The sequence below is a fragment of the Streptomyces sp. NPDC001480 genome (assembly GCF_042894725.1).
Classification (GTDB): Bacteria; Actinomycetota; Actinomycetes; order Streptomycetales; family Streptomycetaceae; genus Streptomyces.
The window spans coordinates 220,109-245,031 of the sequence record NZ_JBIAVX010000016.1 but is presented as its reverse complement, the minus strand read 5'-3'; the positions used below and the strand labels follow the sequence as shown (position 1 = coordinate 245,031).

26 protein-coding genes and 5 tRNA genes are annotated in these 24,923 nt (G+C 70.8%); 20 read left to right on the top strand and 11 right to left on the bottom strand.

The features are described 5' to 3' along the window. Positions 1-274 precede the first annotated feature (274 nt). The 4 genes from ACFY01_RS34805 to ACFY01_RS34790 form a co-directional block, all read right to left on the bottom strand. Entirely contained in the window at positions 275-850 is a 576-nt protein-coding gene (locus ACFY01_RS34805; RefSeq protein ID WP_132855910.1) for an ATP/GTP-binding protein, read from the bottom strand. Next, the gene (locus ACFY01_RS34800; protein WP_019058642.1) at positions 831-1,229 is read right to left on the bottom strand and encodes a DUF742 domain-containing protein; all 399 of its coding nucleotides are present in this window, start codon (positions 1,227-1,229) and stop codon (positions 831-833) included. The genes ACFY01_RS34805 and ACFY01_RS34800 overlap by 20 nt, the downstream gene beginning before the upstream one ends. Before the next feature lie 111 nt (positions 1,230-1,340). After that, positions 1,341-1,754, bottom strand: coding sequence for a roadblock/LC7 domain-containing protein (locus ACFY01_RS34795; protein WP_030382516.1), 414 nt, complete (start codon positions 1,752-1,754; stop codon positions 1,341-1,343). A 9-nt stretch (positions 1,755-1,763) separates the two neighbouring features. Beyond that, a complete protein-coding gene (locus ACFY01_RS34790; RefSeq protein WP_390739743.1) occupies positions 1,764-5,576 on the bottom strand; it encodes a nitrate- and nitrite sensing domain-containing protein in 3,813 nt (1,270 codons plus the stop codon). Between the two features lie 564 nt (positions 5,577-6,140). On the opposite strand from ACFY01_RS34790, the gene ACFY01_RS34785 reads away from it, so the two are divergent. From ACFY01_RS34785 to ACFY01_RS34745, 9 genes are all read left to right on the top strand, one after another. Next, on the top strand, positions 6,141-6,329 hold the full coding sequence (locus ACFY01_RS34785) for a hypothetical protein (protein ID WP_390739742.1): 189 nt from the start codon (positions 6,141-6,143) through the stop codon (positions 6,327-6,329). A gap of 168 nt (positions 6,330-6,497) precedes the next feature. Next, on the top strand, positions 6,498-7,283 hold the full coding sequence (locus tag ACFY01_RS34780; protein ID WP_390739741.1) for a fumarylacetoacetate hydrolase family protein: 786 nt from the start codon (positions 6,498-6,500) through the stop codon (positions 7,281-7,283). Beyond that, positions 7,276-8,769: a glutamate--tRNA ligase gene (gene gltX, locus ACFY01_RS34775; protein WP_390739740.1), complete on the top strand. Its 1,494-nt coding sequence runs from the start codon at positions 7,276-7,278 to the stop codon at positions 8,767-8,769. The genes ACFY01_RS34780 and gltX overlap by 8 nt, the downstream gene beginning before the upstream one ends. Before the next feature lie 95 nt (positions 8,770-8,864). Further along, positions 8,865-9,596 carry an HAD family hydrolase gene (locus ACFY01_RS34770; RefSeq protein ID WP_390739739.1) on the top strand — a complete coding sequence of 244 codons (732 nt, stop codon included), beginning with the start codon at positions 8,865-8,867 and terminating at the stop codon, positions 9,594-9,596. Positions 9,597-9,687: 91 nt separating this feature from the next. Next, positions 9,688-9,759: transfer RNA gene (locus ACFY01_RS34765), tRNA-Gln, on the top strand. Positions 9,760-9,780: 21 nt separating this feature from the next. Continuing rightward, positions 9,781-9,853: transfer RNA gene (locus tag ACFY01_RS34760), tRNA-Glu, on the top strand. A 29-nt stretch (positions 9,854-9,882) separates the two neighbouring features. Next, positions 9,883-9,955: transfer RNA gene (locus tag ACFY01_RS34755), tRNA-Glu, on the top strand. Positions 9,956-9,976: 21 nt separating this feature from the next. Then, positions 9,977-10,048: transfer RNA gene (locus tag ACFY01_RS34750), tRNA-Gln, on the top strand. A gap of 44 nt (positions 10,049-10,092) precedes the next feature. Then, positions 10,093-10,165, top strand: a tRNA-Glu gene (locus tag ACFY01_RS34745). Between the two features lie 52 nt (positions 10,166-10,217). Here the strand turns inward: ACFY01_RS34745 and ACFY01_RS34740 are convergent. Then, positions 10,218-10,862, bottom strand: coding sequence for a MerR family transcriptional regulator (locus ACFY01_RS34740; protein ID WP_390739738.1), 645 nt, complete (start codon positions 10,860-10,862; stop codon positions 10,218-10,220). A gap of 79 nt (positions 10,863-10,941) precedes the next feature. Here ACFY01_RS34740 and ACFY01_RS34735 point away from each other — a divergent pair, with 79 nt between their 5' ends. Next, positions 10,942-11,466 carry a DUF4188 domain-containing protein gene (locus ACFY01_RS34735; RefSeq protein ID WP_390739737.1) on the top strand — a complete coding sequence of 175 codons (525 nt, stop codon included), beginning with the start codon at positions 10,942-10,944 and terminating at the stop codon, positions 11,464-11,466. Between the two features lie 79 nt (positions 11,467-11,545). Here the strand turns inward: ACFY01_RS34735 and ndgR are convergent, their stop codons facing one another. Continuing rightward, on the bottom strand, positions 11,546-12,262 hold the full coding sequence (gene ndgR, locus ACFY01_RS34730; RefSeq protein WP_009320373.1) for an IclR family transcriptional regulator NdgR: 717 nt from the start codon (positions 12,260-12,262) through the stop codon (positions 11,546-11,548). Between the two features lie 189 nt (positions 12,263-12,451). Between ndgR and leuC the strand changes: the two genes are divergently transcribed. From leuC to ACFY01_RS34710, 4 genes are all read left to right on the top strand, one after another. Further along, entirely contained in the window at positions 12,452-13,879 is a 1,428-nt protein-coding gene (leuC, locus tag ACFY01_RS34725; RefSeq protein WP_390739736.1) for a 3-isopropylmalate dehydratase large subunit, read from the top strand. 6 nt (positions 13,880-13,885) lie between these two features. Then, entirely contained in the window at positions 13,886-14,479 is a 594-nt protein-coding gene (gene leuD, locus ACFY01_RS34720) for a 3-isopropylmalate dehydratase small subunit (protein WP_390739735.1), read from the top strand. 271 nt (positions 14,480-14,750) lie between these two features. Continuing rightward, positions 14,751-14,981, top strand: coding sequence for a hypothetical protein (locus tag ACFY01_RS34715; RefSeq protein WP_390739734.1), 231 nt, complete (start codon positions 14,751-14,753; stop codon positions 14,979-14,981). 138 nt (positions 14,982-15,119) lie between these two features. Then, positions 15,120-15,770, top strand: coding sequence for an HU family DNA-binding protein (locus ACFY01_RS34710; RefSeq protein ID WP_390739733.1), 651 nt, complete (start codon positions 15,120-15,122; stop codon positions 15,768-15,770). Between the two features lie 78 nt (positions 15,771-15,848). Here the strand turns inward: ACFY01_RS34710 and ACFY01_RS34705 are convergent, their stop codons facing one another. Beyond that, complete coding sequence (locus ACFY01_RS34705; RefSeq protein ID WP_390739732.1) at positions 15,849-16,073, bottom strand: hypothetical protein; 225 nt, start codon at positions 16,071-16,073, stop codon at positions 15,849-15,851. Between the two features lie 9 nt (positions 16,074-16,082). Next, positions 16,083-16,721: a 2-phospho-L-lactate guanylyltransferase gene (gene cofC, locus ACFY01_RS34700; protein WP_390739731.1), complete on the bottom strand. Its 639-nt coding sequence runs from the start codon at positions 16,719-16,721 to the stop codon at positions 16,083-16,085. Positions 16,722-16,885: 164 nt separating this feature from the next. Here cofC and ACFY01_RS34695 point away from each other — a divergent pair, with 164 nt between their 5' ends. The 3 genes from ACFY01_RS34695 (at position 16,886) to ACFY01_RS34685 (ending at position 19,885) form a co-directional block, all read left to right on the top strand. Next, positions 16,886-17,650, top strand: coding sequence for a lysophospholipid acyltransferase family protein (locus ACFY01_RS34695; protein WP_390739730.1), 765 nt, complete (start codon positions 16,886-16,888; stop codon positions 17,648-17,650). Next, positions 17,647-18,657, top strand: a complete 1,011-nt coding sequence (locus ACFY01_RS34690; protein ID WP_390739729.1) for an NAD(P)H-dependent glycerol-3-phosphate dehydrogenase — start codon at positions 17,647-17,649, stop codon at positions 18,655-18,657. Before ACFY01_RS34695 ends, ACFY01_RS34690 begins: the two co-directional genes overlap by 4 nt. 70 nt (positions 18,658-18,727) lie before the next feature. Further along, complete coding sequence (locus ACFY01_RS34685; protein ID WP_390739728.1) at positions 18,728-19,885, top strand: D-alanine--D-alanine ligase family protein; 1,158 nt, start codon at positions 18,728-18,730, stop codon at positions 19,883-19,885. A gap of 21 nt (positions 19,886-19,906) precedes the next feature. Here the strand turns inward: ACFY01_RS34685 and ACFY01_RS34680 are convergent, their stop codons facing one another. Both ACFY01_RS34680 and ACFY01_RS34675 read right to left on the bottom strand, forming a co-directional pair. Then, the gene (locus ACFY01_RS34680; protein ID WP_390739727.1) at positions 19,907-20,422 is read right to left on the bottom strand and encodes a DUF3515 domain-containing protein; all 516 of its coding nucleotides are present in this window, start codon (positions 20,420-20,422) and stop codon (positions 19,907-19,909) included. A gap of 20 nt (positions 20,423-20,442) precedes the next feature. Then, positions 20,443-20,676, bottom strand: a complete 234-nt coding sequence (locus ACFY01_RS34675) for an Lrp/AsnC family transcriptional regulator (protein WP_003997603.1) — start codon at positions 20,674-20,676, stop codon at positions 20,443-20,445. Positions 20,677-20,871: 195 nt separating this feature from the next. On the opposite strand from ACFY01_RS34675, the gene ACFY01_RS34670 reads away from it, so the two are divergent. Next, the gene (locus ACFY01_RS34670; protein ID WP_132855927.1) at positions 20,872-21,837 is read left to right on the top strand and encodes a thiamine-phosphate kinase; all 966 of its coding nucleotides are present in this window, start codon (positions 20,872-20,874) and stop codon (positions 21,835-21,837) included. After that, on the top strand, positions 21,834-22,643 hold the full coding sequence (thiD, locus tag ACFY01_RS34665; protein ID WP_390739726.1) for a bifunctional hydroxymethylpyrimidine kinase/phosphomethylpyrimidine kinase: 810 nt from the start codon (positions 21,834-21,836) through the stop codon (positions 22,641-22,643). The genes ACFY01_RS34670 and thiD overlap by 4 nt, the downstream gene beginning before the upstream one ends. Before the next feature lie 87 nt (positions 22,644-22,730). Here the strand turns inward: thiD and rpmB are convergent, their stop codons facing one another. Beyond that, positions 22,731-22,916, bottom strand: a complete 186-nt coding sequence (gene rpmB / locus ACFY01_RS34660) for a 50S ribosomal protein L28 (RefSeq protein ID WP_004924906.1) — start codon at positions 22,914-22,916, stop codon at positions 22,731-22,733. 260 nt (positions 22,917-23,176) lie between these two features. On the opposite strand from rpmB, the gene ACFY01_RS34655 reads away from it, so the two are divergent. After that, positions 23,177-24,916 carry a DAK2 domain-containing protein gene (locus tag ACFY01_RS34655; RefSeq protein WP_390739725.1) on the top strand — a complete coding sequence of 580 codons (1,740 nt, stop codon included), beginning with the start codon at positions 23,177-23,179 and terminating at the stop codon, positions 24,914-24,916. Positions 24,917-24,923: the final 7 nt, after the last annotated feature.

The window sequence follows — 24,923 nt, the reverse complement described above, 5'->3', positions numbered from 1 at the left end:
TTCAGGCATTCCAGCACGTGGGCCTTCGCACTTCCAAACAGTGGAAACCTCTGATTCGGAGTGATGTAAGCCCCAGATAAAACGGTCATAAAGAGCGAGCCCCGCCAAAATGCGGGGCGTTTGTTAGCGCAGCGAGACCGTTCGACCGCGACGCGTGGTGATACCACCCGATTCCTCTGCCGAAACGTTATGAACGCCGGAGCCGACCGTGGCAAAGGCCACAGCCGGCTCCGGTGTGATTACGACAACTGCCGTACGGCACTCCTGACTTGATCTACCTCAGGCGTGCCATCAGGGCGTGTTCCACCAGCGTGATCAGCGCACTCTTGGCATCGGCGCGGTGCCGGGCGTCCGTGGTGATGATCGGGGTGTCCGGTCCGATCTGGAGCGCCTCGCGGACTTCCTCGGGCTGGTAGGGCTGCTGCCCGTCGAAGCCGTTGAGCGCCACGACGAACGGCAGGCCGCTGTTCTCGAAGTAGTCCACGGCCGGGAAGCAGTCGGCCAGGCGCCGGGTGTCCACGAGCACGACCGCACCGATGGCACCGCGGACCAGGTCGTCCCACATGAACCAGAAACGGTCCTGGCCCGGCGTGCCGAACAGGTACAGGATCAGGTCCTGGTCGAGCGTGATACGGCCGAAGTCCATGGCGACCGTGGTGGTCGTCTTGTCCCCGGTGTGGGTGAGGTCGTCGATGCCCGCGCTCGCGGACGTCATCACGGCCTCCGTGCGCAGCGGGTTGATCTCCGAGACGGCGCCGACGAACGTGGTCTTGCCCACGCCGAAGCCACCCGCCACCACGATCTTCGCGGAGGTGGTCGCCCGGCCCCCGTCAGAGCTTGCGAAGTCCACTGAGCACCCTTTCGAGCAGCGTCACATCCGGTGCGCCGCCGTTGTTCTCGTCGCCGCCCGGCTGGTGGATGGCCACCAGGCCGGCCTCGGCGAGGTCCGCGACGAGGATCCGTGCCACACCCAGGGGCATGGCGAGCAGTGCCGAGACCTCGGCGACCGACTTCACCTCGCGGCACAGATGACAGATCCGCTGGTGCTCCGGGAGCAGCCCCATGAGCGCTGCCGGGTCGGCCGTCGTGCTGATCAGCGCCTCGATGGCGAGCTGGTAGCGCGGCCGGGTCCGGCCACCGGTCATCGCGTACGGACGTACCAGCGGCTGGTCGCCCTCGTCCCCGTACGGCTCGGCGTACGGATCATGAGAGGCGGTGGGCGGGGTCATGAATCCTCCGGGCGGGACAGCAAGTCGGTCGGGCAAGCCGTCTGACGGGGCCGGTGGGGGGATTGTGGCGGCCGGACGGTGATTTGGTGATGTGGGTGGTACCGGAGCCGATCAGTGGAGCAGACTGCCCTGTAGTTCAGCGCGCAGGTCGGGCGTGAGCACCGCGCCCGCGCGGTCGACGAGCAGCGCCATCTCGTAGCCGACGAGGCCGATGTCGCACTCGGGGTGGGCCAGGACCGCGAGGGACGACCCGTCCGAGATGGACATGAGGAAGAGGAAGCCGCGCTCCATCTCGACGACCGTCTGCGCCACGTTCCCGCCCTCGAAGATCCGGGATGCCCCGGCCGTCAGCGAGGTGAGCCCGGACGCGACGGCCGCCAGCTGGTCGGCACGGTCACGCGGGAAGCCTTCGGACATCGCCAGAAGGAGACCGTCGGCGGACACGACGACGGTGTGGGACACCCCGGGGGTGTTGTCCACGAAGTTGGTGATCAACCAGTTGAGGTTCTGTGCCGCCTGGCTCATCGGGCTCAACTAACGCTCCTGCTGGTGAGTGGGGCTCGGGAAGCTGCCGGTCTGGCCGTTGCCGGCCTGACGACCCTGCGCGATACCCCGACGGAGATTGGTCAGCCGGCCGCGTACGTCGTCAGGCGCACGCGAGACCTGCGGACCGGTTTGGTGCTGTTGCTGCTGAGCCGTGCCCGGGACGAGGTTGGCCCGGGGCACCCGGCGCGGCAGGCCGGAAGTGGTGACGCCGCCCGCGGCCGGCTGCCGGACGCGCTCTGCCTGCCGGACGAGTTCGTCGTTCGGCGAGGTGCGCCAGGAGCTGGTGGCGGGACGCTGTGCCGCCGCGGTGGCGGGAGCCTGCGGCTGCTGCGGTGCGGGAGCCGGAGCCGAGCCGTTGCTCTGCTGCGGTTCCTGCTGTCCACCCTGACCGCCGCCCTGGCCACCGCGGAACCAGTTGGTCTCCAGGGTGTCGTAGAGCGGTGTACGACCGTCCCCGGGAGTGCTGGCCGGCGGCAGGGCCTCGGGCTCCCGCCGGACCGGACGCTGCTGCTGCGGGGCCGGCGGACGGGGCGCGCCGAAGTCGGTGCCCCGCCCGTCCGTCTGCGGCCGCTCGAACTGGCCGGTGCCGGAGCCGTTGTGGCGGCCGGGCAGGGAGTGCTGCCCGGTGGTGGACCCACCGTCGAAGTTCGGGGTGGCGAACTGGCCGGTGGAGTTGTTGTCGTAGCCCGGCGCGGCGAACTGGCCGGTGGAGCCGGCGTCGTAGGCCTGCGGGGCGGCGAACTGGCCCGCGCCGGAGCCGTCCGGCTGCCCGGCGGGGGTGCCGAACACGTCGGAGCGGACGAACGAGCCCGTGTTCTGGGAGCCGTTGACGCCGTTCAGGTCCGGGCGGGGGAACTCGCCCGTGGCGGCCGGACCCTGCCGGTCGTCGATCCGCGGCATCTCAGCGGTCGCGCCGGGACCCTGGCGGTCGTCGACGCGCGGCATCCGCGAGGTGTGCGCCGGGTCCTGCTCGTCGTGGCCGCGCGGGGCGTCCAGCGAGGCGCGCGGCACCGGCGGCCGGCCGGCCTCGTCGCCCCAGCTCGGGGTGCGCTGCTGCGGGTTGCCGCCGGGCAGCTCGGCCCGCGGTCCGCCGCGCGGCGGGAGCTGGGGCTGACGGCCCTGGTCGGAGGCGTTGTTGCCGTTGTCGCCGCGCTGCGGGGGCACGGGGCCGCGGTTGCCGCCGAAGGCGTCCTGCTGCGGGGCGCCCGGACCCGCGGCCTGGAGGCCCTGCGGGGCACCCGGGGCCTGACCGCCGAAGCCGCCCGCGCCCGCACCGGCCGGCGCCGGCCGGCCCTGCTGCGGTCCACGCGGGGCGAGTCCGCCGAGCCCACCGGAACGGCCGCCCTGGCCCGCGCCGGGCAGTGCCGCCCGCGGACCCTGGCCCGCGCCGACCTGGCCACGCGAGCCGGGACCGGCATTCAGGCGTCCGCCGCCCGAGGGCGCGCCTCCACCGAGGGCGCCACCGGGCGCGCCGGCACCGAAGGCACCGCCGCCGAGGGCGCCGCCCGGCGCACCCGCGCCGAGCGGACCGCCGTTGCCCTGGCCGTTGTTGCGGCGTGCCGCGGCGGCACCGGCGGCGGCCTGCGCGGCGGCCGGACCGCCCGCAGAGGCGCCGGGCTTGCCGGGAGCGGGCTTCTTGCCGCCCTGGGCGACGTCCACGGGGAGCATGACCAGCGCGGTCGTGCCACCGGAGTCGGACGGGCGGAGCTGGATGCGGATGCCGTGCCGCTGGGACAGCCGGCCGACCACGAACAGACCCATGCGGCGGGACACCGAGACGTCCACGGTGGGCGGCGAGGCGAGCCGCTCGTTGATCGCCGCGAGGTCCTCGGGGGAGAGGCCGATACCGGTGTCGTGGATCTCGATCAGGACGCGGCCGTCGGGCAGCGCGTGACCGGTGACCTTGACCTTGGTCTGCGGCGAGGAGAAGGAGGTCGCGTTCTCGAGCAGCTCGGCGAGCAGGTGCACGAGGTCGTTGACGACGCGGCCGGCGACCTCGGTGGTCGGCACCGCGGCCAGCTCGATGCGCTCGTACTGCTCCACCTCGGAGGCGGCGGCGCGGAGCACGTCGACCAGCGGGACCGGGCGGGTCCAGCGGCGGCCGGGCTCTTCACCGGCGAGGACGAGGAGGTTTTCGCCGTTACGGCGCATACGGGTCGCGAGGTGGTCCAGCTTGAACAGCGAGGACAGCTGGTCCGGGTCGGCCTCGCGGGACTCCAGTTCGGAGATGAGCGACAGCTGACGCTGGATGAGGCCCTGGGAGCGGCGCGAGAGGTTGGTGAACATCGCGTTGACGTTGCCCCGCAGCAGGGCCTGCTCGGCGGCGAGGCGGACCGCCTCGCGGTGCACGTCGTCGAAGGCCGCGGCCACCTGGCCGATCTCGTCCTTGGAGTGCACACCGACCGACTCCACGGACGTGTCGACGTCCTGCGGGTCGGACTCGGACAGCTGCTTGACCAGCTCGGGCAGGCGGTCCTGGGCGACCTTGGTGGCGGTCTCCTGGAGGCGGCGCAGGGAGCGGATCATGGAGCGGGCCACGACGAAGGCGCCGACCAGCGAGACGCCGAGCACCAGCAGGATCAGCGCACCGGAGATGATCGCCTCGCGCTCCGAGGCGGAGCGCAGCTCGCGGGCCTTCTGCTCCATGTCCTCGAGCAGCGTGTGCTCGATCTTCTTCATCTGCTCGATCTTGACCGTGCTCTCGTCGACCCAGTCGCGGTAGGACCGCTTCGGCAGCTCAGCGAGTCCGTCGGTGCTGGCGAGGGCGCGGGTGGCGTAGGTGTCCGCGGACTCGACGGTCGCGTTGCCCTCGTCGATGGGCTTCAGGAGCTCCTCGGCGTTCTGGCCCGAGTAGATCTTCCTGAAGATGGTGAGCTCGGACCCCTCGCTGCTCTGCGCCGACTGCGCGTACAGCCGGTCGTTGTCGGAGAGGCGACCGGCGGTCGAGTTGGTCTCCGGCAGGGCCGCGGCGATGACGGCACGCTGCACGGACGCGTACTCCTTGGCGGTGGAGAACGCCGCCAGGGCGCGGGTGCGCGAGATCATCTCGGGGTTGCTGGACGCCTCCGCCATGTCCTGCGAGAGGTCGACCAGCTGGGTGATCAGGCGGTGGTAGGACTCGACCGTCTGCGTGGAGTTGTTCTTGGACTGGTACGCGGCCTTGCGGATCTTGGCCAGGTCGTCCAGCTGTCCGGCGATGCCGACGAGGGAGTCACGGACGCCCTGGAGCTGGCCGTTCTTGCTGGCGTCGTCGATCTGCTCCGAGGCGTCCTCGAAGTTCGACTTGGCGTGGTCGGTCTTCTCCCACAGGCCCTTGACCGTGTAGTCGCTGGTGGTGCTGGCGCCGTGCGCCAGCGGACCCGCGGACTGGTCACGCTCGTCCTGGAGCGCCTGGGCAAGCTCGGTGGCCTGCTTGGTCATGTCCGTCAGCAGCTTCATGTTGTCGAGCTGCTGGATGTCGTCGACGTTCTGGCTGATGCGCAGCGCGCCCAGCGAGGTCGCGGCGACCACGGGGAGCGCGAGCAGCGACACCAGGCGCGTGGAGATGCGCCAGTTGCGCAGGGCTATGCGCGAGCCGGGCCCCGTCGGGCCTCCGATGGGCTTGGCCTTGGGCGCGGGGCTCGCCGGCCCCGAAGGTGCCGACGCGCCGGCGCGCCCGGGGCGCTCACCGCCGTCGCCGGACGGGGCCGGGCCCGGGTTCTGGGCGTGCTGGGGCGAGGAGCTGCCATTGCTGGGGGCAGTCCCGCCTTGCGGCTCCGGCTCGGCCGAAGCACTGCCATCCCTCTTGAAACGTCCCTGCACTAGCGTCGCAACCTCTGGACCAGGCACCCCTCCGCGTGAACGGAAGGACACGGTGTCGGCGTTGTGGGGAACGCCCTGAAAACGCCCCCCTGGGTGGTCTTGAGTGACCGGCGCGCTGGCTCCCCCTATCTCGCCGCCACTCGGCGCTGCGTCGCGCCCCTGTGCGCCGGCTCGATCCTGCGGCGGTCCGTGAGATTCCAGCACAGTGGCAGGATCTCCAACAAGGGCCGGGGCCGAGCTGTGACCTCCGTGACAGCATGTGAGTGCCACATCACGAACCGTGGAAGCCGTTCTCGGGCGAAACGGACTTATTCCAGCGAGTCGCCGGGATAGCGTCGGTGTCCCAGTCGCGATGATCAGGAGCGGAATGGTGGCTTCGGGGAGTCAATGTCCGTTTCGGCGGAGTCGCTTGCGGGTCAGAATTGACCGGATTGTCTCCACGCTCGTGAGCAAACTCACACAATGATCACGAGTACTTCGCGACTCCGCTGGGGAATCGCGTGTTTAGCCTGTCGCTTTACAAATACGGCAACAACGACAACAAGAACAGGGCGTACGACGACCGTGAAGACGACGATGATGTTCCGCAACATAGCCAACCCGCGACGCACGACTCTGGCGCACCTCGAGGACGCCGACGAACTGCAGACCGCGGAGCAGCCGGAACACCCCGTCGAACTTCCGGCCCAGACCGCCAACCCCAGGCGCACCATCCTCACCGAGGTCCCGGTCGGGGCCTCCGTCGCGGAGTAGTACGCACCCGGGCCGCCGGATGCTCAGCCGCGGCCGTACGAACTCAGGGCGCCCCGCCACCAGGGGCGCCCTTCGTGATGCGCGAGGTCCCGGGCCTCTTCCGCGTTAGCCTGGAGCGTCAGACTCCAGCCGGCTCGGCCACCGAAACTTAAGGGGCGCAAGGATCCCGTGCGCATCGCCAGATTCTCCATCGACGGGAACGTCGCCTTCGGCGCGGTCGAGGGCGACAAGCAGGACGAACTCGTCCTCGACATCATCAAGGGCATCCCGTTCGCGGACTACGAGCTCTCCGGCACGAAGGTTCCGGTCAGCAAGGTCAGGCTGCTGCCGCCGGTGCTCCCCAACAAGGTCGTGGCCTTCGGCCGCAACTACGCCGAGCACGCCCGCGAACTCGGCAACGAGGTACCCGACGCCCCGTTCGCCTTCTTCAAGCCCTCCACCTCGGTGATCGGCCCCGGCGACGACATCCAGTACCCGCCCTTCTCCCAGGAGCTGCACCACGAGGCCGAGCTGGCCGTGGTGATCGGCCGCATGTGCCGCGAGGTGCCCCGCGAGCGAGTCCAGGACGTGATCTTCGGTTACACCTGCGCCAACGACGTCACCGCCCGCGACGTCCAGAAGCGGGAGAAGCAGTGGGCCCGGGCCAAGGGCTTCGACACCTCGTGCCCGCTCGGCCCCTGGGTCGAGACCGGCCTGGACCTCGCCACCGCGTCCGACCTGACCGTGCAGCTCACGGTCAACGGCGAACAACGCCAGCTGGGCCGGACGTCCGAGATGATCCACTCCATCGAGGACCTGGTCGTCAACATCTCCGAGGCCATGACGCTGCTCCCCGGCGACGTGATCCTCACCGGCACCCCCGCAGGGGTCGGCCCCCTGAACGTCGGCGACGAGGTCGCCGTCACCATCGAAGGCATCGGCACTCTCACCAACAAGGTTGTCAAGCGTGGCTAGCGCACCCGACTCCCCCGTACGCGTCCGTTTCTGCCCCTCGCCCACCGGTAACCCCCATGTGGGCCTGGTCCGCACCGCCCTGTTCAACTGGGCGTTCGCCCGGCACCACCACGGCAGCGGTGCCCAGTTCGTGTTCCGCATCGAGGACACCGACGCCGCCCGCGACTCCGAGGAGTCCTACAACCAGCTGCTCGACTCGATGCGCTGGCTGGGCTTCGACTGGGACGAGGGCCCCGAGATCGGCGGCCCGCACGCGCCGTACCGCCAGTCGCAGCGCATGGACCTCTACAAGGACGTCGCCGCCAAGCTCCTCGACTCCGGCCACGCCTACCACTGCTACTGCTCCCAGGAGGAGCTGGACACCCGCCGCGAGGCCGCCCGCGCCGCCGGCAAGCCCTCCGGCTACGACGGCCACTGCCGTGACCTGAGCGCCGAGCAGGTCGAGGAGTACCAGGCCCAGGGGCGCGTCCCGATCGTCCGCTTCCGCATGCCCGACGAGACGATCACCTTCACCGACCTGGTCCGCGGCGAACTGACGTTCACGCCCGAGAACGTCCCGGACTACGGCATCGTCCGCGCCAACGGCGCCCCGCTGTACACGCTGGTCAACCCGGTCGACGACGCCCTGATGGAGATCACCCACGTCCTGCGCGGCGAGGACCTGCTCTCCTCCACCCCGCGCCAGATCGCCCTGTACAAGGCGCTGACCGAACTGGGCATCGCCAAGCGGACCCCGGCCTTCGGCCACCTGCCGTACGTGATGGGCGAGGGCAACAAGAAGTTGTCCAAGCGTGACCCGCAGGCGTCCCTCAACCTCTACCGGGAGCGCGGCTTCCTCCCCGAGGGCCTGCTCAACTACCTCTCGCTGCTCGGCTGGTCGCTCTCGGCCGACCAGGACGTCTTCACGATCGACGAGATGGTCGCGGCCTTCGACATCAAGGACGTGAACCCCAACCCGGCCCGCTTCGACCTGAAGAAGGCCGAGGCGATCAACGCCGACCACATCCGCATGCTGGACGTGAAGGACTTCACGGAGCGCTGCGCGCCCTGGCTCAGGGCCCCCTTCGCCCCCTGGGCGCCGGAGGACTTCGACGAGGCGAAGTGGCAGGCGATCGCCCCGCACGCGCAGACCCGCCTCAAGGTCCTGTCGGAGATCACCGACAACGTCGACTTCCTCTTCCTCCCCGAGCCGGTCTTCGACGAGGCGAGCTGGGCGAAGGCGATGAAGGAGGGCGCGGGCGACCTGCTCCGCACCGCCCGCGAGAAGCTGGAGTCGGCCGACTGGACCTCGGCGGAGTCCCTGAAGGAAGCCGTCCTGGCCGCCGGCGAGGCCCACGGCCTCAAGCTCGGCAAGGCCCAGGCCCCCGTCCGCGTGGCCGTCACCGGCCGCACGGTGGGCCTGCCCCTCTTCGAGTCCCTGGAGATCCTGGGCAAGGAGAAGACGCTGGCCCGCATCGACGCGGCCCTGGCCAGGCTGACCGCGTAGGCGGCGTACCCGCGAGGGGCGGCACCCGGAACTCCGGGTGTCGCCCCTCGCCGCATTCCGGCCCACGCACCCCGCACCCGGGTTACCGTCGGGGCATGAGCATCCGCGCCGTGGTCTGGGACGTCGACGACACCCTCTTCGACTACACGACCGCGGACCGCACCGGTATGCGGGACCATCTCGCCGCCGAGGGGCTGCTCGTCGGGTACGCGAGCCCCGAGGAGGCCGTCGTGCGGTGGCGGGAGATCACCGAGCGGCAGTGGGCACGCTTCGCCGCCGGGGAGCTCTCGTTCGAGGCGCAGCGCCGCGAGCGCGTACGGGCCTTCCTCGGCCAGGAGCTGACCGACGCCGAGGCCGATGCCTGGTTCCGGCGTTACGTCGCTCACTACGAGGCCGCCTGGGCCCTCTTCCCGGACGTGCTGCCCGCCCTCGACGCCCTCGCCGCCAGCCACCGGCACGCGGTGCTGTCCAACTCGAGCATCCACGTCCAGGAGCGCAAGCTGCGCACCCTGGGGGTGCGTGACCGCTTCGAGGCCGTCCTGTGCGCCGCCGAGCTCGGTGTCTCCAAGCCGGAGGCCCGGGCGTTCCTCGCGGCCTGCGAGGCGCTCGGCCTGCCTCCGCACGAGGTGGCGTACGTCGGCGACCACCCGGAGATCGACGGCCGGGGTGCGGCGGAGGCGGGGCTGCGGTCCGTGTGGATCGACCGTGCCGGTGCGTGGGCCGGCGGCGACGGCCCCGCCGGACGCCACCGCATCGAGTCCCTCGCCGAACTGCCCGCGCTGCTCGCTCCGGATAGTCGTTTTGGAGCCCCGTCCACCTTCAGGTAATGTTCTTCCTGCGCCGCCGGGGAGCGGGCCGAAAGGCCGGAACCCGGGGGAGCGAACTAGAACAAGATCCCCGCAGGGGCTTGCGTTCCAGTGGCCTATGGTGTAATTGGCAGCACGACTGATTCTGGTTCAGTTAGTCTTGGTTCGAGTCCAGGTAGGCCAGCTCGCAGAGCTCATCTGCAAAGCCCCCGTTGTGTAGCGGCCTAGCACGCTGCCCTCTCAAGGCAGTAGCGCCGGTTCGAATCCGGTCGGGGGTACTGATCCTGATCCTGTCGGGATCGCTAGGGCCCCCGTTGTGTAGCGGCCTAGCACGCCGCCCTCTCAAGGCGGTAGCGCCGGTTCGAATCCGGTCGGGGGTACTGACTGGTCTAAACCATCATTGGTCTATGGTGTAATTGGCAGCACGACTGATTCTGGTTCAGTTAGTCTTGGTTCGAGTCCAGGTAGACCAGCACGGATCTGCGGCGGTGTGGTTTTAAACGCTCGCAAGATCCTCGCCCCCGTTGTGTAGCGGCCTAGCACGCCGCCCTCTCAAGGCGGTAGCGCCGGTTCGAATCCGGTCGGGGGTACGACACGAAGGCTCTTCGCTCAGGCGGAGAGCCTTCGTCGTTTCCCATGGGCTCACTCGAAGCCGTACCGCCGTGCCGACTCCTCCTCCTGGGCCAGCCGGTGCAGGGCGCGCAGCACCGGCTCGTTGAGGATCGCCCCCAGAACCGCGGTTTCCGCCTTCTCCGCCTCCGACGGATGGGTCTCCACGAAGTCCAGGTCGAGCACGGCCGCCTGATGCATCAACCGGGCGTAGGGCGCGAGCAGTTCGGCTCCCCAGTCGTAGCCGAGCCGCCGGAACGCGGCCACGCCGACCACCAGGGAGCGGTAGGCGGGGGAGATGGTGGTCAGTGCCTTCGCGTTCGTCCAGCCCAGGGCCTGAAGCAACTCGCCCACCTCCCGGTGCGCGGCCTGGACGTACTCGTCGTCCTCGTCCGGCTCCGGCACCTGCGGCAACGCCCACAGCGCCGCGCCCAGGCGGATCGTCCGGCCCAGCGAGTCGTCGTCGACGTGCCCGAGCACCTCCCGGACCGTGGCCACCGGCAGCCGGCCCACCTGGATCATCGCGCGCACCAGACGGAGCCTGCGCAGGTGCTCCTCGTCGTACTCGGCCGTCGTCGTGTTGACCTGGCGGCCCGCCGGCAACAGCCCTTCGCGGAGGTAGTACTTGATCGTCGCGGTGGACACACCGCTGCGTCTGCTCAACTCGGCGAGCCGCATGTCTTGCGCCCCTTCTTGGATAACGGCACTATCCAAGCACGAGGACTTGGATAGCACCGCTCACCGAAAAGGGGGAGTCATGCTCCGGAAACGGGTCATCCCGGGTCGCACCACCGCGGACGCCGAGTCGGACGTGGTCGTCCTGCTCATCGGCATGCGGATCAACCACTTCTGGGGTGTGCACCACTGGCTCCCGGTGCTCCTGGCGATGCCGCGCATGCTCCGCGAACTGCGGAAGGACCCCGGGCGCGGCCTGCTCGGCCATGTGCTGCTGACGGCCTCGCCGCGGACGTACTACGTCGTCCAGTACTGGGAGTCCAAGGAGAAGCTCTACGCGTACGCGAGCTCTCCCGACATGTTCCACCACCGGGCCTGGTCGATCATCAACCGCAAGGAGAAGGCGGGCAAGGACCGGCAGCACGTGGGGCTGTGGCACGAGACCTACGTCGCGCCCGAGGGGGCCTACGAGTCGATCTACGCGGACATGCCGGCGTTCGGGCTCGCCGCCGCCCACGGTCAGGTGCCGCTGGAGCGGCGGGGGAGGCGGGCGAAGGACCGGTTCGCGCACCGGTCGGAGGAGGGGGCGGCGTCGCGGGACGCGTGAGACGGGTGGGACCGGCGGGGTCGGGCCTGCCGCGGCGTTGAGGCGGGCCCGAGCCGTCCGGCTCCCCTGTCGCGGGCGGTCAGCCCGAGCGGCGCAGGGCCTCGGAGAGGCGGGCGGCGGCGTCGATGACCGCCTGGGCGTGCATACGGCCGGGGTGGCGCGTCAGGCGCTCGATGGGGCCGGAGACGGACACCGCGGCCACCACGCGGTTGGAGGGGCCGCGCACGGGCGCGGAGACGGAGGCCACGCCGGGCTCGCGCTCGCCGATCGACTGGGCCCAGCCGCGCCGCCGTACGCCCGACAGGGCCGTCGCCGTGAAGCGGGCGCCCTGGAGGCCGCGGTGCAGGCGCTCGGGTTCCTCCCAGGCCATCAGGATCTGCGCCGAGGAGCCGGCCTTCATGGTCAGCGTCGAGCCGACCGGGACCGTGTCCCGCAGGCCGGACAGGCGCTCCGCCGCGGCCACGCAGATGCGCATGTCACCCTGGCGACGGTAGAGCTGCGCGCTCTCGCCGGTGACGTCCCTGAGGTGCGTGAGCACCGGGCCCGCCGTGGCCAGCAGGCGGTCCTCGCCCGCCGCCGCGGCCAGCTCGGCCAGACGCGGGCCGAGAATGAAACGGCCCTGCATGTCGCGCGCCACCATGCGGTGGTGTTCCAGTGCCACGGCCAGCCGGTGGGCCGTGGGTCGTGCCAGTCCGGTGGCCCCGACCAGACCCGCGAGGGTGGCCGGACCGGACTCCAGAGCGCTGAGGACAAGGGCTGCCTTGTCCAGAACGCCGACGCCGCTACTGTTGTCCATGCAACGATACTCGCGTCTCACTCTGTGAAACGCAAGTTCAATTTTCCGTGGACTGCGACACCCTTGAACACACAACGGCCCGCGGACCAACGGGCCCGGCGGCGGACGCCCGTATCTGGGGCGCGGGCAAGCCGCTTCCTCAAGATCTCTAGTTGGGCCGGCGCACCTTTGCCGGCCGGAGGGAAAGCGATGGGTAGGACACTCGCGGAGAAGGTCTGGGACGACCACGTCGTCCGGCGCGCCGAGGGCGAGCCCGACCTCCTCTTCATCGATCTGCACCTGCTGCACGAGGTGACCAGCCCACAGGCCTTCGACGGCCTCAGGCAGAACGGCCGCCAGGTGCGCCGCCTCGACCTCACCATCGCGACCGAGGACCACAACACCCCGACCCTCGACATCGACAAGCCCATCGCGGACCCGGTCTCCCGCGCCCAGCTGGAGACGCTGCGCAAGAACTGCGCCGAGTTCGGCGTCCGGCTGCACCCGCTGGGCGACGTCGAGCAGGGCGTCGTGCACGTCGTCGGCCCGCAGCTCGGCCTGACCCAGCCCGGCACCACGGTCGTCTGCGGCGACTCGCACACTTCCACGCACGGCGCCTTCGGCGCGCTGGCGTTCGGCATCGGCACCTCCCAGGTCGAGCACGTGCTGGCCACCCAGACGCTGCCGCTGGCCCGTCCCAAGACCATGGCGATCACGGTCGACGGCGAACTGCCCGAGGGCGTCACGGCCAAGGACCTGATCCTGGCGATCATCGCCAGGATCGGTACGGGCGGCGGCCAGGGCTACATCCTGGAGTACCGCGGCTCCGCCATCGAGAAGCTCTCGATGGAGGCCCGGATGACCATCTGCAACATGTCGATCGAGGCCGGTGCCCGCGCGGGCATGATCGCCCCGGACGAGACCACCTTCGAGTACCTCAAGGGCCGCCCGCACGCCCCCGAGGGCGAGGACTGGGACGCGGCCGTCGCGTACTGGAAGACGCTGAGGACCGACGCGGACGCCGAGTTCGACGCCGAGGTCGTCATCGACGCCGCCGAACTGTCGCCGTTCGTCACCTGGGGAACCAACCCCGGCCAGGGCGCGCCGCTTTCGGCGTCCGTCCCCGACCCCGCTTCGTACGAAGACGCTTCGGAGCGCCTCGCCGCCGAAAAGGCCCTGGAATACATGGGGTTGGAGGCCGGTCAGCCGCTGCGCTCCATCAAGGTGGACACCGTCTTCGTAGGCTCCTGCACCAACGGCCGCATCGAGGACCTGCGGGCCGCCGCCGATCTGCTGCGGAACCGCAAAGTCGCCGACGGCGTACGGATGCTGGTCGTCCCCGGCTCCGCGCGGGTCGGTCTCCAGGCCGTCTCCGAGGGCCTGGACGTGGTCTTCAAGGAGGCCGGCGCCGAGTGGCGGCACGCGGGCTGCTCGATGTGTCTGGGCATGAACCCCGACCAGCTCGCCCCGGGTGAGCGCTCCGCCTCCACCTCCAACCGCAACTTCGAGGGCAGGCAGGGCAAGGGCGGCCGTACGCACCTGGTGTCGCCGCAGGTCGCGGCCGCCACGGCCGTCCTGGGCCACCTGGCGTCGCCCGCCGACCTGTCCGCCGACACCCCCGCGCCCGCTGGAGTCTGATCAGTCATGGAAGCATTCACCTCGCACACCGGCCGGGCCGTCCCGCTGCGCCGCAGCAACGTCGACACCGACCAGATCATCCCTGCTCACTGGCTCAAGAAGGTGACCCGGGACGGGTTCGAGGACGGGCTGTTCGAGGCCTGGCGCAAGGACCCGGAGTTCGTGCTCAACCGCCCCGAGCGGCAGGGCGCGACCGTCCTGGTGGCCGGCCCCGACTTCGGCACCGGCTCCTCCCGTGAGCACGCCGTCTGGGCACTCCAGAACTACGGCTTCAAGACCGTGATCTCCTCCCGCTTCGCCGACATCTTCCGCGGCAACTCGCTGAAGAACGGCCTGCTCACGGTGGTCCTGGACCAGAAGGTCGTGGACGCGCTGTGGGAGCTGACCGAGCAGGACCCCACTGCTGAGGTCACTGTGGACCTTGAGGCACGTGAGGTGCGCGCCGAGGGCATCACCGCCTCGTTCGACCTGGACGAGAACTCCCGCTGGCGGCTGCTGAACGGGCTGGACGACATCTCCATCACGCTCAAGAACGAGGCCGACATCGCCGAGTACGAGGCCAAGCGCCCGTCGTACAAGCCGCGCACGCTTCAGGTCTGAACCAACTGAAGGCCAACTGAAGAGGTCGACTTTCGGCCACCGCGACACCCCGGCTGTACCCCCGATCACCACGATTGGGGGTACAGCCGTTTCTGCACCCGAACGGCCCCGCGCCGCTCGGACCCGGCGGTCAACTTCCCACGTTAAGAAGGTGGTTGCCGGGGTACGCGTCTGGTGGGACCGAGGCCTCCGGGCGAGCCAGGAAGCCCTTCCGGGGCGGCAGTTGCACCCTGGGCAGGCGACAACTCGCCCCAGATGGCACAATCTGTGCATGGAACACGACGGCCAACTCGAGCTCTATGCGGCGGTCGCGGACCGACTCAAGGAAGCGCACTCAAGGGTGCGCGCACTGCAAGTCCCGGAGGGCGTACGGATGGCGCTGACCCGGAAGCTGCTGGTCATTACGGCCGCGGCCAAGCACGATCTCGCCGACGCGGCAAGGCGGCTCGATCGGTTCACCGCGGACCTCGACGCGGGGCATATCCCCGAAGAGGGCCGCTGAACAAGATCAGAACTCGCCGAGTCCGTTGCGGCACAAGGGTGATTAGCCCGTTTCGTGTTTGATTTGCGGTATATATCTGCCTAACGTGCGAAAAAGCTTGAACACTTTCGTTCTGGCGATGTCTCCGAAGGGGAAGACGTGAACAAGGCGCAGCTCGTAGAAGCGATTGCCGACAAGATGGGTGGCCGCCAGCAGGCCGCCGATGCTGTCGACGCGGTCCTGGACGCCATCGTCCGAGCGGTGGTCGGGGGAGACCGGGTCTCGGTCACCGGCTTCGGGTCCTTCGAGAAGGTGGACCGCCCCGCCCGCTACGCCCGCAACCCCCAGACGGGCGAGCGGGTTCGTGTCAAGAAGACCTCCGTGCCGCGCTTCCGTGCCGGTCAGGGCTTCAAGGACCTGGTGAGCGGCTCGAAGAAGCTGCCGCGCGGCGGCGAGGTGTCCGTCAAGAAGGCGCCGAAGGGCAGCCTGACCGGTGGTGCCGCCGCGACGGTCAAGAAGGCCGCCGCGAAGAAGACCACGGCCAAGAAGGCCGCGACGGCGAAGAAGACCACGGCGCGGAAGACCACGGCCGCCGCGAAGAAGACCACGGCCGCCGCCAAGAAGACCACCGCGAAGAAGACGACCGCCAAGAGCACCGCCGCGGCCGCCAAGAAGACGACGGGCACCAAGGCCGCCGCCAAGAAGACCACGGCCAAGAGCGCACCGGCGAAGAAGGCCACGGCCAAGAAGGCCCCGGCCAAGAAGTCGTCCGCGCGCAAGACCACCGCCAAGAAGGCCACCGCCCGCTGAGGCGCAAGGGCAGAGGGCACTCACACGCCGGGCCGGACTCCCCTGGGGAGCCCGGCCCGCGGCGTTTTTCCCACGCGTTCAGAAGGTCTGCAGCGTCACCAGGGTGATCCGCAGGCCCGCTCCCGCGCCCTCCGGCGACTTCGCCGCCGGCTCCGTCTCGATCCGCACCCGCTGACCGGGCCGCAGCAGCCGCAGCCCGCCCGCGTCGAACGCCGGCGCCTCGAAGGCCACCGGGGTGCCGTCGTCGAGCAGCACCTGCCCGCTGCGGGTCTCGGGGTCGTACGTGTACGCGGTCGCCTGCATACCGGCAGCCTACTGCCCCGGAATCAGCAGCCGCGCGGTCGCCGCCGCCGTGCGCGGGCCCACCCCGAGGGCCAGCGCCGCCCGCAGGTCCTCGCCGGTGTCCACGTCCTGGCGTACCGAATCCACCGCGTCGAGCCGGAGTTCCGCGGCACCGGAGCCGCGGTGCCGGACGCGGGAATCGGCGCCGAAAGCCGGACGCAATTCCCGGCCGGAGGCCGCGGCCAGCAGGGTGGTGCCGACCTCCGCCGCGTCGGGGAGAAAAGCGCGCGGGAATTCCGCCGCCGCCGACAGGACCCGGGACAATTCCAGCGGGCGCAGGGCCGGCAGATCGGCGTTCACGGCCGCGAGCGGGCTTTCCGGACGCGATGCCCGTACGACGGCGGCGGCGTGCGTCAGAGCGGCGTTCAGGCCGCCGCCCGGCTCGTCGGGGACGATGCGGGCGCCCAGCGCGGCCAGCTCACGGCCGGCCAGGGCGTCGTTGGTGACGACCGCCACATCCGCCACCGCGGCGCAGGCGAGCGCGGCGGCCACCGTGTCCTGGGCGAACGCCAGGGCCAGTCCCGGGCGCAGCCCGTCGGAGGCGGTGTCCGCCAGCCTGCTCTTGGCCCGTTCCAGGGGCTTGAGGGGTATGACCAAGGTCCACTGCACCGACATACCGTCCCTTACTCGTTGCGCCCATTGTCCCCCGGCGCATACGGCATGCGGGGTGGCGGGGCGTACGGTGTCCTCGACAGACCGGCGGCCTGGGGCGACACTTGTGCGGCTCCCCAGCCCTGGTGGCAGCCCTGGAGGACCTAGAGGAAGGTGTCCGCGTGCCCCGCCGCAGAATCGGCTTCTGGTACCGCTTCGCCGCGGTGATCTGCAAACCGCCCCTGGTGGTTCTGATCAAGCGGGACTGGCGTGGAATGGAGCACATTCCGGCCGAGGGCGGATTTATCACCGCGGTGAACCACAATTCCCATGTGGATCCCTTCGCGTACGCGCACTACCAGTACAACACCGGACGGGTTCCGCGATTCCTGGCGAAGAGCGGCCTTTTCAAGGCGGGATTCGTCGGTGCCGCCATGCGCGGCACCGGGCAGATCCCCGTCTACCGCGAGTCCACCGACGCGCTCAGCGCCTTCCGGGCCGCGATCGACGCCGTAGAGCGCGGTGAGTGCGTCGCCTTCTACCCCGAGGGCACTCTCACCCGCGACCCGAACGGCTGGCCCATGACCGGCAAGACCGGCGCCGCGCGCGTGGCGCTCCAGACCAAGTGCCCGGTCATTCCGGTCGCCCAGTGGGGCTGCAACGAACTGCTCCCGCCGTACGCCAAGAAGCCCCAGCTCCTCCCGCGCAAGACCCACCGCGTGCTGGCAGGCCCGCCGGTGGACCTCTCGCGCTTCTACGACAAGGAGATGACCACGGACCTCCTGAAGGAGGCCACCGAGGTCATCATGGCGGCCATCACCCGCCAGCTGGAGGAGATCCGCGGCGAGAAGGCCCCCGAGACGCCCTACGACCCGCGCCGCGAGCGGATCGAGCAGCGGCGCAGGACACGGGCGCAGAGCGGCCAGGAAGAGGAGAGCGCCAAGTGAGCGAGTCGGTCAAGGCGGCGGTCTTCAGTGCCGGTTCGTGGGGAACGGCCTTCGGGATGGTGCTCGCCGACGCCGGTTGCGAGGTCACCATCTGGGCCCGCCGGCCCGAGGTCGCGGACGCGATCAACCACACGCGGACCAACCCCGACTACCTGGCCGGCGTGGAGCTTCCGGCGAACCTGCGGGCCACCACGGACGCGGCCGAGGCCCTTGAGGGCGCGGACTACACGGTTTTGTCGGTGCCCTCCCAGACCCTGCGCGACAACCTCGCCGAGTGGGCCCCGCTGCTCGCCCCCCGCACCGTCCTCGTCTCCCTCATGAAGGGCGTCGAACTCGGCTCCGCCATGCGGATGAGTGAGGTCATCGAGGACGTCGCCAAGGTCGGCCGGGAACGCGTCGCCGTGGTCACCGGGCCCAACCTGGCCCGCGAGATCGCCGCCCGCATGCCCGCCGCGGCCGTGGTCGCCTGTACCGACGAGACGGTCGCGCAGCGGCTCCAGACCGCCTGCCACACGCCGTACTTCCGCCCGTACACCAACACCGACGTGGTGGGCTGCGAACTCGGCGGCGCGGTCAAGAACGTCATCGGCCTGGCGGTCGGCATCGCCGACGGGATGGGCCTGGGGGACAACGCCAAGGGCTCGCTCATCACGCGCGGGCTCGCCGAGACCACCCGGCTCGGCGCGGCCCTGGGCGCCGACCCGCTGACCTTCTCCGGTCTCGCCGGACTGGGCGACCTGGTGGCCACCTGCTCCTCGCCGCTGTCCCGGAACCACACCTTCGGCACCAACCTCGGCAAGGGCATGACCCTTCAGGAGACCATCGCGGTCACCAAGCAGACCGCGGAGGGCGTCAAGTCCTGCGAGTCCGTGCTGGATCTGGCCCGCAGGCACGGCGTCGACATGCCGCTCACCGAGACGGTCGTCGGCATCGTGCACGAGGGCAAGCCTCCCGTGGTCGCCCTGAAGGAGCTGATGTCGCGCAGCGCGAAGCCCGAACGACGCTGAGCGACGCCGCGTACACACCGGCCCGCCGACGCTGTCTCGGGGCCCTACCACCGGGTACTCTCAACGCGATATGAGCACCGAGAACCTCCCCCAGAGCCCTGAGCAGCCGTCCCGCAAGCCGCGCGTGGCCGTCGTGTTCGGCGGGCGCAGCTCCGAACACGGGATCTCCACGGTCACCGCGGGCGCCGTCCTCAAGGCCATCGACCGGACGAAGTACGACGTGCTGCCGATCGGCATCACCCGCGACGGCCGTTGGGCGCTCACCGCCGACGCGCCCGAGCGCATGGCCATCGTCGACCGGCGCACGCCCGGCGTGGAGGAGCTCGCGGAGTCGAGTGAGGGAAGCGTGGTGCTCCCCGTCGACCCCGCCAGCCGGGAGGTCGTCTACAGCGAGCCGGGTTCGGTGCCCAAGGCCCTCGGCGAGGTCGACGTGGTCTTCCCGGTGCTGCACGGCCCGTACGGCGAGGACGGCACCCTCCAGGGCCTCCTGGAGCTCTCCGGTGTCCCGTACGTGGGTTCGGGCGTGCTCGCCTCGGCCGTCGGCCAGGACAAGGAGTACATGAAGCGGGTGTTCACCTCCTTCGGGCTCAAGGTGGGCCCGTACGTGGTGATCCGGCCCCGCGAGTGGCAGCAGGACGAGTCCGCCGCCCGCAAGAAGATCGTCGACTTCGCCGGCGAGCACGGCTGGCCGCTGTTCGTGAAGCCCGCGCGCGCGGGTTCGTCGATCGGCATCACCAAGGTCGACGACCTGGCCGGGCTCGACGAGGCCATCGCCGAGGCGCAGCGGCACGACCCGAAGATCCTGGTGGAGGCCGCGCTGCGCGGCCGCGAGATCGAGTGCGGCGTCCTGGAGTTCGAGGACGGCCCGCGCGCCTCCGTGCCCGCGGAGATCCCGCCGCCGGACGCGCACGCGTACTACGACTTCGATGCGAAGTACATCGACTCCACGCCCGGCATCGTGCCCGCCCCGCTCACCGAGGAGGAGACCGCCGAGGTGCGGCGCCTCGCGGTGGACGCCTTCGAGGCGGCCTCCTGCGAGGGCCTGGTCCGCGCGGACTTCTTCCTCACCGAGGACGGCGAGTTCGTGATCAACGAGATCAACACGATGCCCGGCTTCACGCCCATCTCGATGTACCCGCAGATGTGGCAGGCCACCGGCATCGCCTACCCCGAGTTGGTGGACCGGCTGGTGCAGGCGGCGCTGCGGCGGTCGACCGGGCTGCGGTAGTCGCCGGGAACGGCCGCGCGGTCAGACGGTGGAGGCGATCCCTGTGGGGATCGCCTTCTTGATGGCGGCGGCCAGGTCGACGAGGACCTTGGCACTGTCCTGCTGGGCCACCGACTTCGGCAGGGCCACCTGCACATACGCCTCGCGCTTGGCGGTGGTGAACCGGTACGTCCCGTCGTCCTGCTTCTCCATCAGCCAGTCGACGCCGTCGACCCCGCCGCCGATCGCGTCGGGGTCGGTGCCCTTGGCCACCTTCGGGTCGATCATCTTGGGCGGCCTTCCGACACCGCAGCGCAGTATGATCGCCGGGCTTCCCCAGCCCGCCGTGAGGGCGGACCGGGGTTCGGGGTCTTTCCGGCTCCGGCCGTCCACCTTCTGAGGCAGTACCTCGTGCAGGTTCCGGCACAGCTTCGCGGTCTTGGCGTCGGGGCTGGGAACCGCGACCGTGGCGCTGTCGTCGCTTGAGGAGCAGCCCGCGGCGGCGATCAGCAGGGCGAGCGCGGGCAAGCCGGTGAGCCGGTGACGGAAGATGTTCACCGGCCAAGGGTAGACGGGGGCTACAGATGCACGACCGGGCAGGTCAGGGTGCGGGTGATGCCGTCCACTTGCTGGACCTTCGCGACCACCATGCGGCCGAGGTCGTCCACGGTGTCGGCCTGGGCGCGCACGATGACGTCGTACGGGCCCGTCACGTCCTCGGCCTGGATGACTCCAGGGATCTTGCTGATCGTCTCGGCGACGGTCGACGCCTTGCCGACCTCCGTCTGGATCAGGATGTACGCCTGTACCACGGAACCTCCAGGGCGGCCACGAGGATCATGTGGGGAAAAGGAACGCCACGGTATCGCGTCGCCGGTCGCCACGGGGAGACCTGCGCGGCCTGCGAAGCAACGCGCCCATTTTGTTCGGGGCTCCCGGGGGACCAGGATGGCGCGCGAGCGGGTACGGACAGGCGTACGGCCAGGCACAGAAGGGGCTGAAGGGCAATGAAGGGCACTGTGGGTGAGCTAGGCGAGTTCGGGCTCATCCGGGAGCTCACCTCCCGGCTCACCACCACCCCGGCGGTCCGGGTCGGCCCCGGCGACGACGCCGCGGTGGTCGCCGCACCCGACCGCAGGGTGGTGGCGAGCACCGACATCCTCCTGGAGGGGCGGCACTTCCGCCGTGACTGGTCCACGGCGTACGACGTGGGCCGCAAGGCGGCCGCGCAGAACCTCGCGGACATCGCCGCCATGGGCGCCGTACCGACCGCGCTGTTGCTCGGTCTGGTCGTGCCCGCCGAACTCCCGGTCACCTGGCCGAGCGAGCTGATGGACGGTTTGCGCGACGAATGCCAGGTCGCGGGCGCCTCCGTGGTCGGCGGGGACGTGGTGCGCGGCGACACGATCATGGTGTCGATCACGGCGCTCGGCGATCTGCGCAACCAGGAGCCGGTGACCCGGGCCGGCGCCCAGCCCGGCGACCTCGTCGCGGTGACCGGCTGGCTGGGCTGGTCCGCGGCCGGCTACGCGGTGCTCGCCCGCGGTTTCCGCTCGCCCCGCGCCTTCGTGGAGGCCCACCGGCGCCCCGAGCCGCCGTACCACGCGGGCCCGGCCGCCGCCGGGCTCGGCGCCACCGCCATGTGCGACGTGAGCGACGGCCTGATCGCCGACCTCGGACACATCGCGGAGGCCAGCAAGGTCCGCATCGACATCCGCTCCGGCGCCATCGACATCCCCACCCAGATGAACGACATCGGGCAGGCCGTCGGCGTCGACCCGTTGCAGTGGGTGCTGACCGGGGGAGAGGACCACGCGATCGTGGCGACGTTCCCGCCGGACGTGAAGCTGCCGGCCCGCTGGAAGGTGATCGGCGAGGTCCTCAACCCCTCGGCGCTGCCCCAGGTCACGGTCGACGGGGCGCCGTGGACCAGCAAGGGCGGCTGGGACCACTTCGGGGACATCGAGTCGTGATCCCCGGGGTCCTGACCGTGGCGGGCTCGGACTCGGGCGGAGGCGCGGGCATCCAGGCCGACCTGAAGACGATGCTCGCGCTCGGGGTGCACGGCATGAGCGTGATCACGGCCGTCACCGCGCAGAACTCGCTCGGCGTGCAGGGCGCCTGGGAGCTGCCGGTGGAGGCCGTACGGGCCCAGTACCGCAGTGTCGTCGACGACATCGGCGTGCGGGCCGTGAAGACCGGGATGCTGGCCTCGGCGGAACTGGTCGAGGCGGTCGCGGACTTGATCTCCGGGACGGACGCGCCGGCCGTGGTGGATCCGGTGGGGGTGTCCAAGCACGGGGATCCGCTGCTGGCGGCCTCCGCGCTGGACTCCGTACGCACGAAGCTGCTGCCGGCGGCGACGGTGGCGACCCCCAACCTCGACGAGGTGGCCCAACTCACGGGGGTGCGGGTCGAGTCCGAAGGCGATCTGCGCCGGGCCGCGGCCGCCGTACTGGAGTACGGGCCGCGGTGGGTGCTGATCAAGGGCGGGCATCTGGCCGGGGACGCAGGGCGGGCGGGTGGGAGCCAGGCTGTTGATCTTCTTACCGACGGCTCCGCGGAGCACTGGCTGCGGGCCCCGCGGCACGACAACCGGCACACCCACGGCACGGGCTGCACGCTCGCCTCGGCGATCGCGTCGGGGCTGGCGAAGGGGCTGAGCGTGCCGGAGGCGGCGGCGGAGGCGAAGGAGTACGTCACCGGGGCGATCGCGGCCGGGTTCGCGCTGGGGGCGGGGATCGGGCCGGTGGATCACGGATGGCGGTTGCGGACCTGACGCCCGGGTACGGCAAAAAGCCGGCCCACCGTGAGGTGGACCGGCTCTGTGCAGCGAACCAGCAGTGGCCGCGCGCTCAGCAAAGCGTCAGCGCGAGACCTTGCCGGCCTTGATGCACGAGGTGCAAGCGTTCACGCGCTTCGGCGTCCCGCCGACCACGGTACGCACACGCTGGATGTTCGGGTTCCAGCGACGGGGCGTACGGCGGTGCGAGTGCGAGATGTTGTTGCCGAAGCCCGGCCCCTTGCCGCAGACGTCGCAGTTGGCAGCCACGGGTCACTCCAAAGACTTCAGATGCACTTACGGTTGATCCCGGCATGCCGGGATCGAGATCATAAGACCTTAGATCTTGAGTGGCGTTGCCAGGGGGAATGGCCCGATCGGGATCGGGCAACCGGAGCAGCATACAACGACTGCGCCCGTACAACGAAACTACCATGGCAGCTCAGGGGCCCGCCCCCGGCCCTCTTCCGGCCGGCACCCGTCCGGGGTCTACGCTGCCTCCCACGTCCAGCCAGCTCAGGGAGGCGCAGGTGGCGCAGGTGCCGCAGACATTCTTCGATGCTCTCGCGGTACGCACCTGGTGCCGTCTGGCGCTGCGGGCGCTGGGCCACTCGCGCGAGGAGATCGACGCGATCAACGTGTACCCGGTGGCGGACGGCGACACCGGCACGAACCTGTACTTGACCCTGGAGTCCGCGGTGGCGGCCGTGGAGGCCGTGTTCACCGGGCACGAGCTGGACCCGGGGGGCGGCCCGGGGCCGTCGTCGGCCGACGCCATGCACGCCATGGCGCACGGGGCACTCATAGGGGCGCGGGGCAACTCCGGGACGATCCTCGCGCAGCTGCTGCGCGGTATGGCTCAGGTCCTCGCCGCCGACGGTGGGACACCTCACACCGGGCAGGGGCTGCGGCTCGCCCTGCGGCACGCCGCCGACGCCGCCCGCCACGCGGTGGCCCATCCGGTGGAAGGAACGGTCCTGTCGGTCGCCTCGGCCGCCGCCGACGCCGCCGAAGGGGCCGGGGACGACTGCGCGGGGGTGGCGCGGGCGGCCTACGAGGGAGCGCGCGCGGCCCTGGCGGCGACCCCGGGGCAGCTGGCCGTGCTGGAGCGGGCCGGGGTGGTGGACGCCGGTGGGCGCGGGCTGGTGTCGGTCCTCGGGGCGCTGGTGGAGACGTTCACCGGGGAGGCACCGGGGGCGATCGTCACGGAGCCGCCGTACGCGCGCGTGCGGCCCGCCCGAGCGGACGGGCAGTCCGCGGGAGCGGACGGAGGGCCCACCGGGACGGCCGTGCGGCCCGCCGCGACCGACACGGGGCACGCGAAGGCGGCGGGGTGCGTCGAGAACGGCGGGCCCGCCTTCGAGGTGATCTACCTGCTGGAGGCCGAGGACGCGGCCGTGGACCGGCTGCGCGAGCGGCTCGACCGGCTCGGGGACTCCCTCGTCGTCGTCGGCGGCGACGGGCTGTGGAACGTGCACGTGCACGTCGACGACGCGGGCGCCGCCGTGGAGGCCGGTGTCGAGGCCGGCCGGCCCCACCGGATCCGGATCACCCACTTCGGGCTCGGGGACGTGCACACCGGCTCCGAACCGCCGCCCAGGGAGCGGGCCCAGCGCGCGGTCGTGGCCGTCGTGCCCGGCGAGGGCCTGGCCGGGCTGTACGCCGAGGCCGGCGCGACCACCGTGCTCGTCCGCCCCGGGGAGTCGCCCGCCAGCGGGGAGATCGTCCAGGCCGTGCGCCGCGCCCACGCGCGCGAGGTCGTGCTGCTGCCCAACGACGCCGAGCTGCGCCACACGGCGGCCGCGGCGGCCGAGCAGGTCCGCACGGAGGGCGTCCGCGTCGCCCTCATCCCGACCCGCTCGGCGGTCCAGGGGATCGCCGCGCTGGCGGTGCACGAGCCCGGCCGCCGCTTCGACGAGGACGTCGTCCAGATGACCTCGGCGGCGGGCGCCACCCGGTACGCCGAGGTCGTCGTCGCCGAGCACGAGTTCTGGACCATGGCCGGCATCTGCCAGGCCGGTGACGTGCTGGGCCTCGTCGACGGCGACGTGGCGGTGATCGGCACGGACGTCACCGCCACCGCCGAGACCGTCCTGGACCGCATGCTCCAGGCCGGCGGCGAACTGGTCACCCTCGTGCTCGGCGACGAGGCACCCCAGACCGTCGCCGAGCACCTTCAGGCACGCGTGCGGGAGACGTACCTGGCCGTCGACACGGTGGTGTACCGGGGCGGGCGGCAGGGGGCGCTGCTGCTCATCGGGGTGGAGTGAGCGGTGG